This is a genomic window from Pseudoalteromonas sp. MMG022 (genome assembly GCF_021654245.1).
In the GTDB taxonomy this organism is placed as follows: Bacteria; Pseudomonadota; Gammaproteobacteria; order Enterobacterales; family Alteromonadaceae; genus Pseudoalteromonas; species Pseudoalteromonas amylolytica.
The window spans coordinates 97,501-114,102 of record NZ_JAKFZQ010000004.1; the positions used below are offsets into that span (position 1 = coordinate 97,501).

The 16,602-nt window shown below is 43.5% G+C and carries 20 protein-coding genes; 8 read left to right on the forward strand and 12 right to left on the reverse strand.

The window, feature by feature from the left end; translation table 11 throughout:
• Positions 1-38 precede the first annotated feature (38 nt).
• Both L1070_RS04880 and tldD read left to right on the forward strand, forming a co-directional pair.
• Complete coding sequence (locus tag L1070_RS04880; RefSeq protein WP_237124696.1) at positions 39-866, forward strand: carbon-nitrogen hydrolase family protein; 828 nt, start codon at positions 39-41, stop codon at positions 864-866.
• On the forward strand, positions 859-2,298 hold the full coding sequence (gene tldD, locus L1070_RS04885; RefSeq protein WP_070983155.1) for a metalloprotease TldD: 1,440 nt from the start codon (positions 859-861) through the stop codon (positions 2,296-2,298). The genes L1070_RS04880 and tldD overlap by 8 nt, the downstream gene beginning before the upstream one ends.
• Positions 2,299-2,360: 62 nt before the next feature.
• On the opposite strand, the gene yjgA is transcribed toward tldD, so the two are convergent.
• A complete protein-coding gene (gene yjgA / locus L1070_RS04890) occupies positions 2,361-2,885 on the reverse strand; it encodes a ribosome biogenesis factor YjgA (RefSeq protein ID WP_237124833.1) in 525 nt (174 codons plus the stop codon).
• 129 nt (positions 2,886-3,014) lie between these two features.
• Between yjgA and pmbA the strand changes: the two genes are divergently transcribed.
• Positions 3,015-4,364, forward strand: coding sequence for a metalloprotease PmbA (gene pmbA / locus L1070_RS04895; RefSeq protein WP_237124697.1), 1,350 nt, complete (start codon positions 3,015-3,017; stop codon positions 4,362-4,364).
• Between the two features lie 35 nt (positions 4,365-4,399).
• Here pmbA and mgtE read toward each other — a convergent pair whose 3' ends face one another.
• The 11 genes from mgtE to L1070_RS04950 form a co-directional block, all read right to left on the reverse strand.
• Entirely contained in the window at positions 4,400-5,758 is a 1,359-nt protein-coding gene (mgtE, locus tag L1070_RS04900) for a magnesium transporter (RefSeq protein ID WP_070983157.1), read from the reverse strand.
• Positions 5,759-5,934: 176 nt separating this feature from the next.
• Positions 5,935-6,207, reverse strand: a complete 273-nt coding sequence (locus L1070_RS04905) for an HPr family phosphocarrier protein (RefSeq protein WP_237124698.1) — start codon at positions 6,205-6,207, stop codon at positions 5,935-5,937.
• A gap of 4 nt (positions 6,208-6,211) precedes the next feature.
• Positions 6,212-7,057, reverse strand: coding sequence for an RNase adapter RapZ (rapZ, locus tag L1070_RS04910; RefSeq protein WP_237124699.1), 846 nt, complete (start codon positions 7,055-7,057; stop codon positions 6,212-6,214).
• Between the two features lie 18 nt (positions 7,058-7,075).
• Positions 7,076-7,528 (reverse strand): PTS IIA-like nitrogen regulatory protein PtsN, encoded by a 453-nt coding sequence (ptsN, locus tag L1070_RS04915; RefSeq protein WP_237124700.1) that lies wholly within the window; start codon positions 7,526-7,528, stop codon positions 7,076-7,078.
• A 2-nt stretch (positions 7,529-7,530) separates the two neighbouring features.
• On the reverse strand, positions 7,531-7,818 hold the full coding sequence (hpf, locus tag L1070_RS04920) for a ribosome hibernation promoting factor (RefSeq protein ID WP_010376661.1): 288 nt from the start codon (positions 7,816-7,818) through the stop codon (positions 7,531-7,533).
• Positions 7,819-7,845: 27 nt separating this feature from the next.
• Positions 7,846-9,363 carry an RNA polymerase factor sigma-54 gene (locus tag L1070_RS04925; RefSeq protein WP_237124701.1) on the reverse strand — a complete coding sequence of 506 codons (1,518 nt, stop codon included), beginning with the start codon at positions 9,361-9,363 and terminating at the stop codon, positions 7,846-7,848.
• Between the two features lie 58 nt (positions 9,364-9,421).
• The gene (lptB, locus tag L1070_RS04930; protein ID WP_070983162.1) at positions 9,422-10,147 is read right to left on the reverse strand and encodes an LPS export ABC transporter ATP-binding protein; all 726 of its coding nucleotides are present in this window, start codon (positions 10,145-10,147) and stop codon (positions 9,422-9,424) included.
• A gap of 2 nt (positions 10,148-10,149) precedes the next feature.
• Positions 10,150-10,677, reverse strand: coding sequence for a lipopolysaccharide transport periplasmic protein LptA (gene lptA / locus L1070_RS04935; protein ID WP_070983163.1), 528 nt, complete (start codon positions 10,675-10,677; stop codon positions 10,150-10,152).
• On the reverse strand, positions 10,667-11,221 hold the full coding sequence (lptC, locus tag L1070_RS04940) for an LPS export ABC transporter periplasmic protein LptC (protein ID WP_237124702.1): 555 nt from the start codon (positions 11,219-11,221) through the stop codon (positions 10,667-10,669). Before lptC ends, lptA begins: the two co-directional genes overlap by 11 nt.
• 105 nt (positions 11,222-11,326) lie before the next feature.
• Positions 11,327-12,298 carry a KpsF/GutQ family sugar-phosphate isomerase gene (locus L1070_RS04945; RefSeq protein ID WP_237124703.1) on the reverse strand — a complete coding sequence of 324 codons (972 nt, stop codon included), beginning with the start codon at positions 12,296-12,298 and terminating at the stop codon, positions 11,327-11,329.
• An 11-nt stretch (positions 12,299-12,309) separates the two neighbouring features.
• A complete protein-coding gene (locus L1070_RS04950; protein ID WP_237124704.1) occupies positions 12,310-13,269 on the reverse strand; it encodes a calcium/sodium antiporter in 960 nt (319 codons plus the stop codon).
• Between the two features lie 181 nt (positions 13,270-13,450).
• Between L1070_RS04950 and L1070_RS04955 the strand changes: the two genes are divergently transcribed.
• From L1070_RS04955 to L1070_RS04975, 5 genes are read left to right on the forward strand one after another with little or no spacing between them, the layout of a single operon-like run.
• Positions 13,451-14,293: an ATP-binding cassette domain-containing protein gene (locus L1070_RS04955; protein ID WP_070983420.1), complete on the forward strand. Its 843-nt coding sequence runs from the start codon at positions 13,451-13,453 to the stop codon at positions 14,291-14,293.
• Complete coding sequence (gene mlaE, locus L1070_RS04960; RefSeq protein WP_070983167.1) at positions 14,290-15,069, forward strand: lipid asymmetry maintenance ABC transporter permease subunit MlaE; 780 nt, start codon at positions 14,290-14,292, stop codon at positions 15,067-15,069. Before L1070_RS04955 ends, mlaE begins: the two co-directional genes overlap by 4 nt.
• 16 nt (positions 15,070-15,085) lie before the next feature.
• The gene (gene mlaD, locus L1070_RS04965) at positions 15,086-15,631 is read left to right on the forward strand and encodes an outer membrane lipid asymmetry maintenance protein MlaD (protein ID WP_070983168.1); all 546 of its coding nucleotides are present in this window, start codon (positions 15,086-15,088) and stop codon (positions 15,629-15,631) included.
• Positions 15,631-16,314, forward strand: a complete 684-nt coding sequence (locus tag L1070_RS04970) for an ABC transporter substrate-binding protein (protein ID WP_237124705.1) — start codon at positions 15,631-15,633, stop codon at positions 16,312-16,314. The genes mlaD and L1070_RS04970 overlap by 1 nt, the downstream gene beginning before the upstream one ends.
• Positions 16,301-16,600 carry an STAS domain-containing protein gene (locus tag L1070_RS04975; protein WP_070983170.1) on the forward strand — a complete coding sequence of 100 codons (300 nt, stop codon included), beginning with the start codon at positions 16,301-16,303 and terminating at the stop codon, positions 16,598-16,600. Before L1070_RS04970 ends, L1070_RS04975 begins: the two co-directional genes overlap by 14 nt.
• Positions 16,601-16,602 lie beyond the last annotated feature (2 nt).

Below are 16,602 nucleotides of genomic sequence, written 5' to 3' on the forward strand. Positions count from 1 at the left end.
AACTGTGCTGCATCATCATATATTTTGGAGTGGGTATTATGCCATTTAATGCACGTGTTATAGCGGTACAAATGTGTTCAGGAATGGAGCCTGAACAAAACTTTAGACAGTTAGAGCAGTGGCTTGAGCAGAGCCATCTCAACGAGCCGACATTAGTGTGTTTACCGGAGTGTTGGTTGGCGTTTATGCAAGATGCCAAGCAGTCGCTACAACTTGCTGAACACTATCAGTATTGGTTGGAACGATTGGGTGAGCTGTGTCGACGTTATCGCATTTGGCTCAGTGCGGGCACCATTGCGACCAAGGGCAGTGAAGACGGCTATTATGCCGCGAGTTTTTTACTTAATGAAGCTGGAGAGGTTGTCGGGCGCTATAACAAAATTCACCTGTTTGATGCTGACGTTGCAGATGGAAGTGGTGGTTATCGTGAGTCTCGCTTTACAATCGCAGGTAATGAGGTTGTGGTTGTTGATAGTCCGTTCGGCAAAATAGGCTTGAGTATATGTTATGATCTACGCTTTGCTGGTCTTTACCAAACAATGCGCGATTTAGGGGCGGAAATACTGCTGGTGCCAAGTGCATTTACAACGGTGACTGGGGCTGCACATTGGTTACCTTTACTCCAAGCCAGAGCGATAGAAAATCAATGTTTTGTGGTAGCACCGGCGCAATATGGTACACATGAAAATGGCCGCAAAACCTACGGACATAGCCTAATATTATCACCATGGGGTGACGTTTTGGCAGATGCAAAGCAACAATTAGGGGTGATTAGCGCAGAGCTGGACTTAACGCAGCTACATAAGCTTCGCACTGATATGCCGGTACAGGTTCACAACAGATTTAAGAGTGAGTTTTATGAATAGTGTCGAACAGCATTTGCTGGCCGAGAGTCAGTTAGATAGAGCGCAATTAGAGCAAACTTTAAGTTATATACATCAGCACAAAGTAGACTATGCCGATTTATACTTTCAATCCAGTCACCACGAGACATGGGTGTTAGAAGATGGCTCGGTGAAAGAGGGCAGTTATAACATTGAACGTGGTGTTGGTGTCAGAGCTGTAGCAGGTGAAAAAACGGGTTTCTCGTATTCTGATGCCATTAATATCGAAGCGCTTGATAAAGCCGCTATGGCGGCACGCAGTATCGCGCAAGCGGGAGAAGATAAAAAGGTTCAGGTGTTTAGTGAACAGGTGGTACGCCAACAGTTTGCCCCTGTCCAACCCATTTCCAGTATGAGTGATGCAGCAAAAATAGATTTATTGAGGGAAGTTGAAAATGCAATTCGAGAGCTGGCACCCGACGCACAACAAGTGGTCAGCTCAATTTCAGCTGTTTATGAAGAAGTGCTTATTGCAGCAAGTGATGGTACTTTTGCAACGGATATTCGCCCTCTAATCAGGCTGAGTTGTTCAGTGCTACTAGAAAAAAACGGTCGCCGTGAGCGAGGCAGTGCTGGGGGCGGTGCCCGTTTAGATTATGGTTATTTTAAAGAGTTGGTTGAAGGGAAGCCTCGTTGGCTGGGTTATGCTCAAGAGGCGGTTCGCCAAGCTAAAGTTAACTTAGAAGCTGTGGACGCACCAGCTGGAACCATGCCAGTAGTGCTAGGAGCGGGTTGGCCTGGTGTACTATTACACGAAGCCGTTGGACATGGCCTAGAAGGGGACTTTAACCGTAAAGGCGCGTCTGCTTTTAGTGGCAAAGTCGGTGAAAAGGTCGCCTCTAGCCTATGTACAGTGATCGATGATGGTACCATGGCAAACCGTCGCGGATCGTTAAATGTGGACGATGAAGGCACACCTGCAGGTTATAATGTGTTGATAGAAAACGGTATTTTAAAAGGCTATATGCAAGACAAACTCAATGCGCGATTGATGGGGGTTGCACCAACAGGCAATGGTCGTCGCGAATCATATGCACATTTACCTATGCCACGCATGACAAATACCTATATGTTGCCTGGTGCCAACACGAAGGCCGATATTATCAGTAGTGTGAAAAAAGGTATTTACGCTCCTAACTTTGGTGGTGGACAGGTAGATATCACCTCTGGCAAGTTTGTATTTTCGGCTTCTGAAGCTTATTTAATCGAAAATGGAAAAATTACTCAGCCTATCAAGGGGGCTACATTAATAGGGAATGGTCCGGATGTGATGAATAAAATTTCAATGGTGGGTAATGATTTGGAATTAGACCGTGGCGTTGGTGTATGTGGTAAAGACGGTCAGAGTGTACCTGTTGGGGTTGGACAACCTAGCCTTAAAATTGACGAGATCACCGTAGGCGGTACGGCTTGATTCATTATCAAAGATAGAATAAGACATTAAAAAACCAGCATATTGCTGGTTTTTTAATGCGCTCAAGGCATCATGGCTTCTTTGAGATACTGGAACAGCTCTTTATAACTTTTAGCGGGCTTTTCTGCCTGCACTTCTTTACTGGCTTGTCTCACTAGCTGACGCATTTTTTGGCGTTCTAACATAGGATACTCATCTATCAGTTCGTTGATTTTACTATCACCTTGTTGGATTAAATCATCTCTTACTAATTCAATTTTATTAAGCATAACATCAGCTTGCTTATTTTTATTCAGCATTAGACCTATGGCAGCTTCAATGTCAGCGACATTTTCGGTTAAACGTAAGGTTTTAGTAATGTAGTTGATATGGCGTCTATACGCCTCACTCTTCTGGCGGATCTTGTCAGCGACTACCATCGCTTCTAGTAGATCATCACTCAATGGGAGTTTGTCTCGCTGCTTTTTAGGCATACTGGCGAGATCTTGCGCTAACTGTTGGTATTGCTGTGCATCGCGCTTGAGCTCGCTTTTCGATACGTAAATGATTTCTTCGTCAGGGGTCGGTTTGTTTTGCTTCGCCATGATATTCACAGGTTTAACGGATTTGTACTAAGTATACCAATTTTGTGACACAAAAGCTTTTTCTCAATGGGGTGATAGTTTAGATGTGTGTTAGCATTAGATTATAAAGATTATTTTGAAGAGATAATGAGCATGGCACATTCTCAGCAACACCCGATTTATACACAAATAGATGAAGTAAAACAAGCTGTGTCAGAGGCGTTAAGCCACGCGAAAAAGCTTGGGGCAACGAGTGCTGAAGCATCAATGTCTAGCACTTCAGGTCTGTCTATCTGTACTCGTATGGGCGAAGTTGAAACCATTGAGTTCAATCAAGATGGTGGCTTAGGTGTATGTGTGTATGTGGGCAATCACAAAGGTAACGCATCCACCGCCGATTTAAGTCCAAAGGCAATAAGAACAGTGGTTGAAAAAGCCATAGACATTGCCAAGTTTACCTCGGACGACCCTTGTAATGGTGTCGCTGACAAAGCGCTGCTAGAAATGTCTCCACCAGATTTGGACTTGTTTCATCCGTGGGAGGTGACGCCCGAGCATGGTATTGAACTATGTATAGAAGCAGAAAAAGCAGCGCTGAATGCAGATGAGCGTATCGTCAATTCGGATGGAGCAAGTTTCGCCAGTCACCAAGGATTACGTGTGTATGGTAACAGTCACGGCTTTTTGGCGGGGTTTCCACGCAGTCGTCATACCCTGAGCACGATGGTGATTGGTAAAGATGGTGGCCAAATGCAGCGTGACTCGGCATTTTCGGTTTCTCGTGAGCGTCAAGGGCTGAAGTCGGCCACTGAAATAGGTTTAGAAGCAGCGCAATCAACCTTAGCCAAATTAAACAGCCAAAAACTAAACACGATGAGAACGCCAGTGATTTTTAGAGCAGATATAGCAAACAGCTTGTTTGGTCATCTTGTATCTGCGATTGGTGGCGGCGCATTGTATCGTAAGTCTAGCTTTTTGCTAGATAAGTTAGGTCAGCAGATATTTAACCCTTGCGTCAGCATATTTGAGAGACCACATCTACCTAAAGGCTTAGCTTCTAGTCCATTTGATAGCGAGGGGGTGAAGACATTGGATAGAGAAATTATTCAAGGTGGTGAACTTCAAACGTATTTATTATCCAGTTATGCTGCTCGCCGATTGGGAATGACGGCGACAGGACATGCTGGAGGCATACACAACTGGTTGGTACAACAAACTCATGATGATCTCAACGCCTTGTTAAAAACCATGGGAACTGGGTTGTTGGTCACTGAGCTGATGGGGCAAGGAGTAAGCACCGTCACAGGCGATTACTCCCGAGGTGCTTCTGGGTTCTGGGTTGAGAATGGCCAAATCCAATACCCTGTCAGTGAGATCACCATAGCGGGTAATTTGGCAGACATGTTCAAAGGCATTCAAGCAATCGGTGGAGACATTGAATATCGAGGCAGCGTCCAAACGGGGTCGATTTTAATTGACTCGATGCAAGTGGCGGGAGCCTAAAAGGTAGATAAGGGGGTAGATGCCCCCATATCTGACTAAATTAAGAACCAGGTCGCTGTACCTAAGAAGGCGAAAATGCCCACAATATCTGTGACGGTAGTCAATACCACACTCCCTGCTAATGCTGGGTCAATGTTCATGCGTTTTAAAATAATAGGAATACTCGCACCTGCAATACCAGCCGCGAGTAAATTCATAAACATAGCGAAAGCAATTACAGCACCCAACACAAAATCCCACTGCCACAAGGCAACGACGCCAGCAATGAGAATAGACCATAACACACCATTGAGCGCGCCGATGGCCAGCTCTTTACCGAGAATAAATCGTTGGTTAGTTTGGTTAATATGGCCTAAGGCAATACCGCGAATAACCAAAGTTAATGTTTGACTCCCAGCGACGCCACCCATACTAGGAACTATTCCATTGAGTACTGCCAAAAATGGCAGAATATCGAGGGTACTTTCAAAGAAGCTGGCAACAAAAGCCGCTAAAAGAGCCGTAAGTAAGTTGATCCCCAACCAGATAGAACGACGTTTCGAACTTTTGAACACCGGTGCGAAGGTATCTTCTTCATCATCAAGACCAGCCATGCTCATCAGGCTGTGCTCGGCATCTTCACGAATAACATCAACGATATCGTCAATGGTGATACGACCTAACAAATGCGCATTATCGTCAACTACAGCAGCAGAAATCCAATTGTGGCGTTCAAATAGTTGTGCCACTTCTTTTTCTTCCATGGTGATAGGAATAGATTCTTTATCAGTGTCCATCAAATCACGGACCAGCTGATCTGGTGAGTTTGTCAGCAAGCTGTTAAGTGATAAAGCACCAATAAAGCAGTTGTCTTTATCAACCACATAGAGATCGTCGGTACCATCTGGCAGTTCGCCTCTGAGCCTTAGGTATCTTAGCACCACATCTAACGAGACGTCTGGACGAATGGTAACGGTATCGGTGTTCATCAAGGCACCGGCTGAGCGCTCCTGATAAGATAGAGCTTGAGTTGCACGCTCTCTATCTTGGGCATCCATCGCACCGACCACATCTTGGTAGACGGTTTCAGGCAAGCTTCTCAGTACTTCCCCAAGGTCATCGTCATCCATATCTTCGGTGGCGGCGGCGATGAGCTCAGGTTCCATCTGGACGATGATACTAAGACGAACATCTTCCGATAGCTCTTCTAGTACATCACCTTGAATATCTGGGTCGACCAGTTGCCAAAGTTGGCGACGAACCTTGTGTGGAGAGGACTCTAGCAGTAGTGCAGTATCACACGGTGCAGTTTCAGCCAAAATGCGTCTGACTTGAACAAACTGTCCACTATTTAAAGCCTGCGTTACTTGTTGCAGTTGTTGCAGTGTATAGTCTTGTTCAAGGGCTTCAGGCATAGGCTTCCTTCAAATACTGTTGTTATTTTAACGCAGTGCCTTAAGGAGAAGCTGAAGAGCCAGCTAAGGTATGACAGAGAAAGTCAGGCACAACTCATTGCCTAAGAGTTTAACGTAAATTCTGCCTGCTTACCAAGTATCTAAGTGGTTTTTATATAGAGTATAAGCCTGCTAACTTATTCTTGCTCATGAAACTTTTGGGCAATTAGCTCACCAATCGCTTGAAGTGCTCCCTGCGCATCTGGTCCGTCACAAACGACTTTAACCTCTTTGCCTTGGCTACTTTCTAGTAGTAGCAATGCAAGCACACTGTTGCCATCGGCAGATTTATCATCTTGGTATAGAGTAATTTGTGCATCGAACTTCACTGCTAACTGTGCGAGTACTGACGCGGCTCTGGCATGTAATCCACATTTATTCTGAATTAAGAAAGTATCTTCACAACGCATAATATCAGGTATCTTGTTCTCTATGGCGGATTTTAATGTTTGGGTGCGTACGTGCAAAGCTCTCACCAATGGTTTGTGCTAGATAGACAGAGCGATGTTGTCCACCTGTACAACCGATAGCGATGGTTAAATAACTACGGTTGTTGCGCTCAAGGTGGGGTAGCCAAGTTTGCACGAAAGTTTGAATTTGCCATGTAAATTTTTGCACAATGCTGTGACTTGCCAAGTAGTCTTTTACGGGTTGATCTAAACCGGTCAATGGCTTGAGCTCGGGTTCCCAATGAGGGTTTGGCAAAAAGCGTGCGTCAAAAACAAAGTCAGCCTCTTTAGGTATGCCATGCTTAAACCCAAATGATTGAAATGTAACGATAAGTTGTTTATCTTTCTTACCTAAAATTCGCTCTCGAATGGTTTCTGCGAGTTGGTGAACACTCAAATCTGTGGTGTCTATCAGGACATCTGCACGAGTGGTGAGTACATCAAGTAGTTTTTTTTCTGCTTTTATTGCTAAATCTAAGGGCAGATCATGTATTGATAGCGGATGCAGGCGGCGAGTTTCGGAAAAGCGTCTGATGAGTGTATTGTCGTCACTATCAAGGTAAAACAACATTGGGTTTGCAAAACCCGGTAAGTACTCAAGTATATCATTAAAGTCTTGTTGCTCTTTTGGCAGGTTGCGTACATCAATACTGACGGCTATTTTATCGTAATTGTCAGATACGCTGCGCACTAGTGAGGGCAGTAGATTAACAGGAATGTTATCAACACAGTAATACCCCAAATCTTCGAGTACACGTAAGGCAACGGATTTTCCAGAACCGGAACGACCGCTAATGATGATTAGTTCCATTATGCTCCCTTTGGTAACCTAGTCTGCTGAAGCAATAATGGCATAAAGTTCCTCATCATTGCCAGCATTGCGCAGTTGTTTACAGAATTCTTTATTATTTAGCTTTTCGGCAATGGCTGCAAGGGTTTTCAAGTGCTGTTGATTATCACCATCTGGGACTATCAGTGCGAGAAATATATCGACGGGACGGTTATCAATGGCATCGAAAGGGATTCCTTGCTGATTTACGAGTAACATAGCGGTAACTTCGTCGATACCCTCGATTCGGCCATGAGGGATTGCGATGCCCTTACCAATACCAGTACTCCCCAATTTTTCTCGGCTCATCAATGCATTTAGTATGTCATGTTGGCTTAGCTCTGGGAGTTGTTCATGCGCTAACTCACTGATGTATTCGAGAACCCGTTTTTTGCTATTAAAAAGGACCGCAGCTTTACTGCAGTCCTTATTGATAAGTGAGCTTAATTTCATGATTAGTGTCGAGTAAGCTTCTCTTTGTGTTTAATTACTTGGCGATCTAACTTATCGATAAGGCCATCGATCGCAGCATACATATCTTGATGTTCCGTTGATGCAAATAACTCTCCACCATTGACGTGTAAAGTGGCTTCGGCCTTTTGGACCAGCTTTTCAACATCTAAGATCACATGTACATTGTTGATGTGATCAAAATGCCTTTCCAGCTTCGCAAACTTGTTGGTTACATAGTCTCTTAATGAATCAGTGATTTCTACATGACGACCAGTTAAATTTAGTTGCATAAGCATTTTCCTTCTTTGGTATTACGTCTAAATCAAGCTCTTACGCTGATTGGACGGTGGAATGGCTAACGACTCCCGATATTTGGCTATGGTGCGTCGGGCCACCTTTATTCCTTGCTCTGCTAGGATATCTGCTATTTTACTATCGCTTAATGGTTTCGCGGTATTTTCTGCAGCTACTAGCTTTTTGATAAGTGCTCGAATCGCAGTGGATGAACACTCTCCTCCGTTTTCTGTACTCACATGGCTTGAGAAGAAGTATTTCAACTCAAAAATGCCCCTAGGTGTATGCATATACTTTTGAGTCGTAACTCGAGAGATGGTTGACTCGTGCATCTCTACCATTTCAGCTACATCATTTAACACCATAGGCCGCATTGCTTCAGGGCCATGTTCAAAGAATGCCTGTTGTTGTTGCACAATGCAATTAGTAACTTTCATTAAAGTTTCATTTCTGCTTTCTAAGCTTTTAATGAACCATTTAGCTTCTTGAAGATGTGAGCGTATAAACTGACTGTCTGTGCTGGATTTCACTGAGCGTGACATTGCCGCGTAGTGATCATTCACTCTGATTTTTGGCATACAATCGGGATTTAACTCAACAACCCAGCGACCTTTGACTTTTTTAACTGATACATCTGGGATTACATATTCTGACTCTTCCCGAATAATACTCGCTGCGGGTTTTGGATTGAGCGAATGAATCAACGTCATAATTTCTTTGAGCTCAGTTTCCTTGAGCTTGGTCTTTTTCATCAAGGTGCGATAATCTCGGCTCGCTAAAAGATCAATGTGCTCGTTGAGTATCATTTTGGTTTCTTGGAGCCAAGGTGTTGTTTTTGGGTCAAATTGGTTTAACTGAATGCAGAGACACTCTTGCAAACTGCGTGCACCAATACCGACTGGGTCGAACAATTGAATACGCTTTAGTACTGCTTCTACTTCATCAAGTTCAATAAGCTCTTCAGTATTGCCGTCATTAAGGCTCTCTAGAATATCTTCGGTGCTCAGTGTCAGAGTACCGTTATCATCAATTGCCTCTACGATTGCGACAGCGATGCCATGATCCGTTGGACTAAAAGGAGTGAGCTCAAGTTGCCACATTAAGTATTCATGAAGGGTTTCAGTGGTTTCGCCTTGATAAACGGTTTCGTCTTCAGGCATAGGGCCGCTGCTGGCTGCAGGGGCGGCACTCATGTACTCATCCCAAGTAACATCCATGGCCAATTCATCGCTGACGGTATCTTTGCTCAGCGCCGCATCAGAGTCCATTTCATAGTCGCTAACGGCCTCTGCTTCATAGGTGTCCTGATCTTGGCTTGCATCGTCCTGGCTATTATCTTTACCATTTTTTTCTTGAGCATCACTATCAAGCTCAGAATCGGAATCAGACTCTTCTATTTCAAGAAGGGGGTTGCTATCCAGCGCTTCTTGAATTTCTTGTTGTAGATCCAGCGTACTCAATTGCAGCAAACGAATGGCCTGCTGTAATTGCGGTGTCATGGTAAGTTGCTGCCCCATGCGCAGCTGTAACGATTGCCTCATGTACCTTTAACAATCCTTCTTATTCTCTATTTTATTGTTGTGACCAAGCGTATATTAACTATAGCCTGAATTGTTCACCAAGGTAGACATCTCTTACTGTTTGATCCGCCAAAACATGTTCAGGCGTCCCAGATGCGATCAGTTCACCATGTGATACTATGTAGGCTTTTTCACATACATCAAGGGTTTCTCGAACATTGTGATCGGTAATAAGTACACCGATACCTCTATTTTTTAAATGTTCGATTATTTTCTTTATATCTAACACTGAAATGGGATCAACACCAGCAAAAGGCTCATCTAGGAGGATAAATTTTGGATTTGCGGCTAAAGCGCGAGCAATTTCAACACGACGGCGCTCACCTCCAGATAAAGCCATACCTAAACTGTCACGAATATGCTGGATGTTGAACTCATCCAATAACTCGTTTAAAACCTGCTCTCGGGCTTCTTTGTTTAGTGAGTTCCTCGTTTCTAGAATTGCCATCAAGTTTTGGTACACTGTTAGCTTTCTAAAAATAGATGATTCCTGCGGTAAATAACCTATACCAAGGCGGGCTCGGTTATGCATAGGCAATAGCGTAATATCATGATCGTTAATACAAACCGTGCCATGGTCACTTGGAACAAGGCCAACAATCATGTAAAAGCTCGTTGTTTTTCCAGCACCATTTGGACCGAGTAAACCGACTATGCTACCCGCTTCTACGCTTAGGCTAACGTTTTTGACAACTTGTCTGCCCTTGTAGCTCTTTGCCAGAGCCGTTGCGGTCAATACGCTCATAATTACTTACCTTGGTCTGGTTTTTTTGATTTCTTCTCAGGTACAAGAATGGTGTGTACTCGAGCGTTATCCTGTTCACCTCGCTCAGCACTGATCAGTTGTTTGTCCATGTCGTAGGTGATTGACTGAGCTTGAATAATCTGTCCAGACTGGTTGATAGAGGCATTGCCTTTGATGACCAAAGTACGATTAGCAACATCATAACGGATTTCCAGCGCGCTGGCGGTAAGTTCAGTTCCATCTAGCTGCTTTTCAATAAAGCGAGCAGGGTTGCCCGTTGCTACGAGGAGTTGTTTATTATCGCCTAATTCTTCTCGGCGATGAACTTCTAATCTGTCGGCATTGATTTTACGGTTGCCATGAATGATTTCGACATTCTGTTCAAATATGCCAATATTGGTTTTTAGCATGGCTTGTTGCTTACCCGCTTTGATGGAAACCTCACTGGTCGTCTTATTTTGCTGCGCGTTAACGCTGTGGCATAGGAGCAACCCAAGCAAGGTTACAGTAAATAATAATTTATTGGTCATAATAAATAGTTCGAGTATGGTTTATTAATTCAATTATATCGGTGTTTAAATCGGCATAGAGACCTTTGCCTGTAATCTTTAAACTCGGTCCAGTAATTTCAACTGGTCGTTCCGACTGCATTAGTCGCTCATTTATTTCAACGCGTATATTGTCTGCTTTAATCAACGAGATCATCGCACCCGTCGTAAGATTTTGAGCTTCTACATTTCCTTCTAACATCAGCGTATTATTTTCATACAAAGTGGCCTCTTGGGAAGAAATCAGCCAGCTTTGTGAGCCGTTATACAAGTTAAATACCGGCGCAGTAAAGTGGCTAAATCCAAGTTCTTGATATAGCTCCATTTTAACAGCCGTGACCGTGTAAGTTCTGACGCCAGCCTCATTATATGAGGTTTGTTGTAACTCAGTTGCGATATAATCTGGTTTCGCAATTATGTCACTCTGTTTACTCGTTTTTGGGGTTTCCTGTGTTAGATAGGGGTACCAAAGCCAAGTCATTGATATGACAAAAATAATAAGCAAAATGGCTCGACTGCTACTCATTACAAGTTTCCAAAACGTGGTCGCAGCGTTACGCTGTACCTCAAACTAAAATGCGTTTGATGAATAAATAATGAATGACACTCTGTTGTCACAGATATCTCCATGTTAAAGCACCCCTGCGCGAAGCAAATCTTGAGTGTTGAGTGCGCCAATAGGGCGGTTATAGTCATCTATGACAACCAAGCCATTGATTCGTTTAGTTTCCATGATATTTAAAGCCTCTGCGGCTAGCATATCAGCTTTTGCTGTTGTGCAGTTCACCGTCATTGCTTTGTGAATCGGTGTGTGGTGTAAATCAACCCGTTGCTCGATAATACGTCGCAAATCTCCATCAGTGAAAATACCAATTAGTTCATTGTGCTCATTTACAACGGTGGTCATACCGAGCCCTTTTGCTGACATTTCAAAAAGCGCATCTTTAATCGTACTTGTATATGAAACAATCGGGACTTGTTCATCTTTGTGCATGATTTCATTTAACGTCAGCAATAAACGTTTGCCCAAAGAGCCACCTGGATGTGACAGTGCAAAATCATCGGCGGTAAAGCCCTTCGCTTCGAGTAACGCAACGGCCAGTGCATCACCCATAACAAGCGTTGCAGTGGTGCTGGCTGTTGGTGCTAGACCAAGTGGGCAAGCTTCTTTTGAAATGGCAATATTGAGGTGAATGTCAGATAGTTTTGCCATTGAAGAAAGAGGGTTACCCGTCATCGTAATTATTTTTGCACCAATACGTTTTATCACGGGAATAATATTCAAAACTTCACTTGTTTCACCTGAGTTTGAGATCAACAATACAACATCCTGTTTGGTGATCATACCCAAGTCGCCGTGGCTTGCTTCTCCTGGGTGAACAAAAAATGCCGGCGTGCCTGTACTTGCAAATGTTGCAGCGATTTTGTTACCAATGTGTCCCGACTTTCCCATACCGATAACAATAGTGCGGCCCTGACAATCAAAAATAGCCTGACAGGCGCTTGCAAAGTGCGTGTCAATATACTGGCCAATTTCGGTGATGGCTTGCTGTTCTATCTCAATAACTCGCTGAGCGGTATCAATAAACTGCTTCGATAACATGAAAGTGGATCCTAGGTAATTATGTAGTACATATAGCCAATAAACGCTGCGAGTAAAAGGCCACCTTCAAAGCGGTTAATGCGACGCGTTCCAGTAAAACTCAGACTCATGAAAACCAATGCTAAAGTTGCACCTAACATGATGTAAATATCGCGGTTGGCGATATTGCTATCAATGTTCGCGGGATTAATAATGCCAGCAATAGACAGCACGGCCAATATATTGAATATATTAGAGCCAATAATATTACCAAGTGCAAGGTCATCTTCTTGCTTTAAAACACCAGCTACGCAGGCTGCGAGCTCAGGTAAACTTGTGCCTATGGCGATAATTGTGAGACCGATCAGCAGGTCACTCATGCCAAAATATTTTGCAATATCAACCGCAGCATCAACTAAATATCCAGAGCTGACAGGGAGCAATACCATGCCGACGATTAGCCATAGTAAGGCTTTGCTTGTCGGTACGTCATTAGGCACCTCTTCACAGGCTTCATTGATCAGTGGGTCATTACTGTTGCCACTTTTTTTTGTGATAATGATCAAGGTGAGTAGAAATACGATAAATCCTACTAATAATGCGGCGCCTTCAAAAAAGCTAAAGTGATCATCGCTAACAATAAGCCATGCTGCCAGCGATACTAAAACCAACAAAGGCATTTCTCGTTTCAATATTCCGGAGCTGACCGATAAGGGACGAAGTAATGCGGTGATACCCAGTACCAATAAAATATTCGCGATATTTGACCCGACCGCGTTACCAACGGCTGTATCGGTTTTATCAGCAAATGCTGCCTGAGCTGCAACCATCATCTCAGGGGCCGATGAACCCATCGCTACGATGGTGAGACCAACAATCAGTGTAGGAACACCGAAATTACGCGCAAGCGCCGCAGCACCGAAAACGAAGCGATCGGCGCTCCATACTAATGCGACAAACCCGAGAATCAGAATACCAAATGATAAAACCATAAAAAGTGAAGCCGATTGATTAAGTTACAATGGCGCAAATAGTAACAAATGCCCTCGCAAAAGTATAAGTAAAAGAGGCGATTTGATTGCCTGTTTGCTGCGTATTCAGGTTCAGGTCAGACATTTTATATTACAAAAAATTACGAAAACTTTTTTCCTTCACAGAGCAAAAAATCGTATTATGGCACCATTAGCAAAAGTAGATGTGGAGAGCGGCTTGTCGCAAGCAATTGTAGAAATCAAGGATGTGACTTTCACACGGGGTGATAGGATCATCTATAAAAACATGAGTTTCTCCGTACCAAAAGGAAAAATAACCGCGATTATGGGCCCAAGTGGGATCGGGAAAACAACTATGTTACGCCTGATTGGTGGTCAACTAAAGCCAGATAACGGAGATATTTTATTCGAAGGACACAGCATTCCTAGCATGTCGCGTAAAGCTTTGTACGATACTCGAACGAAAATGAGTATGTTGTTTCAAAGCGGTGCACTGTTTACGGACATGTCGGTGTTCGATAATGTTGCTTTTCCGCTGCGCGAGCATACGCAGTTGAGTGAAGACCTTATTAGGCTAGTCGTACTAATGAAGCTACAGGCGGTTGGCTTACGAGGAGCAAAAGACTTAATGCCATCAGAATTATCAGGCGGCATGGCAAGGCGCGCTGCTTTGGCTCGCGCAATCGCACTTGACCCTGAGCTTATCATGTATGATGAACCTTTTGCTGGCCAAGATCCAATCTCTATGGGTGTATTAGTCAAACTAATCAAATCACTCAATGAAGTATTGGGACTGTCTTCATTGATTGTGACACATGATGTCAATGAAGTATTGAGCATTGCTGATCATGTGGTGATTATCGCAGAGCAAGGTGTAATTGGCAGTGGTACGCCTGCACAAATGCAAGAGCATGAATCCCCGCTGGTACAGCAGTTTTTACAAGGTCTTTCAGATGGCCCAGTACCATTTCATTACAAGGCACAACGCTATGAAGAAGAGCTTCTAACTGGGGGTCTGCAGTGATCGATTTGTTTCAAGCAATTGGACATAAGACATTAAGTCGATTTGCTTCGCTGGGCCGGGCAACACAAATGTTATTCGGCGCTTTGCTCAGATTGCCTAATTTTCGTAAAGGGCCTGCATTGTTGGTGCGCCAACTGTATATGGTAGGTCATCAGTCGCTTTTGATTATCATGGTTTCCGGGCTATTTATTGGCATGGTATTAGCGCTGCAAGGATATACCGTATTGGTCGGTTATGGCGCGGAAGATAGTTTAGGGCCTCTTGTGGCGTTAAGCTTATTACGTGAACTAGGTCCCGTAGTAACGGCGCTATTATTTGCAGGGCGGGCTGGAAGTGCGCTAACTGCCGAAATCGGTCTTATGAAAGCGACAGAGCAACTCTCCAGTTTAGAAATGATGGCTATCGATCCGCTGCGTCGTGTGATCTCACCGCGATTTTGGGCTGGTTTCATAAGTATGCCGATACTTGCATTGATTTTTTCTGCAGTGGCAATTCTCGGTGCGCATTTAGTGGGCGTTGATTGGTTGGGTGTTGATGCAGGCAGTTTTTGGTCAATTATGCAATCTCAAGTCTCGTTCGAAAAAGACATATTAAATGGCATGATCAAAAGCTTTGTATTTGCACTGATCGTGACTTGGATAGCGCTGTATAAAGGTTACGATTGTATCCCGACGTCGGAAGGGATCAGTAAGGCAACGACTGAAACGGTAGTCCATTCTTCATTGGCAGTATTAGGGTTTGATTTCTTACTGACTGCTGTGATGTTTTCAGGTTAAAAGGTTTTAAAAACAAATGAATACACGGAATATAGAAATATTGGTTGGCTTGTTTGTCGCATTGGGTGTTGCAGCATTTGCAGTACTGGCACTAAAAGTTGCAAACACAGGTATTAGTGGTAATGGTGAAACTTACACATTGAACGCTAAGTTTGAAAATATAGGGTCATTAAAAACTCGAGCGCCAATCAAAGTAGGTGGGGTCGTGATTGGCCGCGTGGAAGGGATAAGTATTCACCCACAAGAGTTTGTTCCAGTGGTATCTATGAGTATCGATGCAAGTTATGAGTGTCAGTTCTCTGATACAACTTCAGTATCTATCCTTACTTCAGGAATATTGGGTGAGCAGTATCTTGGCATTTCTCCTGTTATTGCTTCAGACTCTGCAAAGCAAACCTGCTTAGGTAATGAAGTGACAGGAGACAGTGATACGGAACTTGAAGCGCTTTTTGGTGTTGAGAGTAAGGCACTTAAAAATGGTGATTTGATCACTGACACTAAATCAGCACTAGTATTAGAAGAGTTGATTGGACAGTTTTTATTTAATCAAGGTAGCGAATAATGCGTGCGATAGTAGGATTTCTTTTCGTTGCTGCACTATTGATTTGCAGCAGCACGACATACGCAAATGATACGGTGAATATGCAGGACCCGTATAAAATGGTCCAGCAAGTGGCTGACAATACATTCAAGCGTATTACAAAGGACCAAGCGATTATACAGCAGAACAAAGAACATCTTCGCATCATCGTCGAAGAAGAGCTATTGCCATATATCGATTATAAATATGCCGCCTACAGAGTATTGGGTAGCTATATCCAAAAGGTCAGAAATATCACTGATAAGGAAGAAAAAGCTCAGGCCGTTGAACATGTTAAGCAATTTATTGAAGTCTTTAAGAACTATTTGGTAGCCACTTACGCAGGTGTATTCACTCAGTACACCAATCAAAATGTTGAGTTTGGCGCCGCGAAAGAGTTTACAGACGACCAGGTTGCTATCGTGAAGACCACAATCGTTGAGGAAGGTAAACCTGATATTAAAATCGACTTTAAAGTGCGTAGAGACTCAAATAATGAATGGCGTGCGTATGATATGATGGCAGAAGGTATTAGTTTATTGGATGCCAAACAAACAGAACTACATGGTATTTTACGCCAACAAGGCATTGCACATGTAATTGACCTACTCGATAAGAAAAGCCGTTTACCTGTCCAGTTTAGGGGGGATGATGGCAACAAATAAAGTAGAGTTTGTGAAGCTTGACGACGAACTTGTCCGTATTTGTGGTGAATTAACTAGGAACAGCTTAGTGAATGAACGCCTTCTTAACCAGCAGATAGAAAACGTTCAGTCGGTACGTTATTTTGACCTTTCTGAGGTCTCTAGGGTTGACACGGCGGGCTTAGCTTGGTTAATTCACTCCCTAGGTAAATTACAGAGCCAAGGCAAACGCCTTGAGCTTAAAAATGTGCCTGAACAACTCCATAATTTAATGGCGTTGGGTCAGGTATCGAACTTATTTGAGTGAGT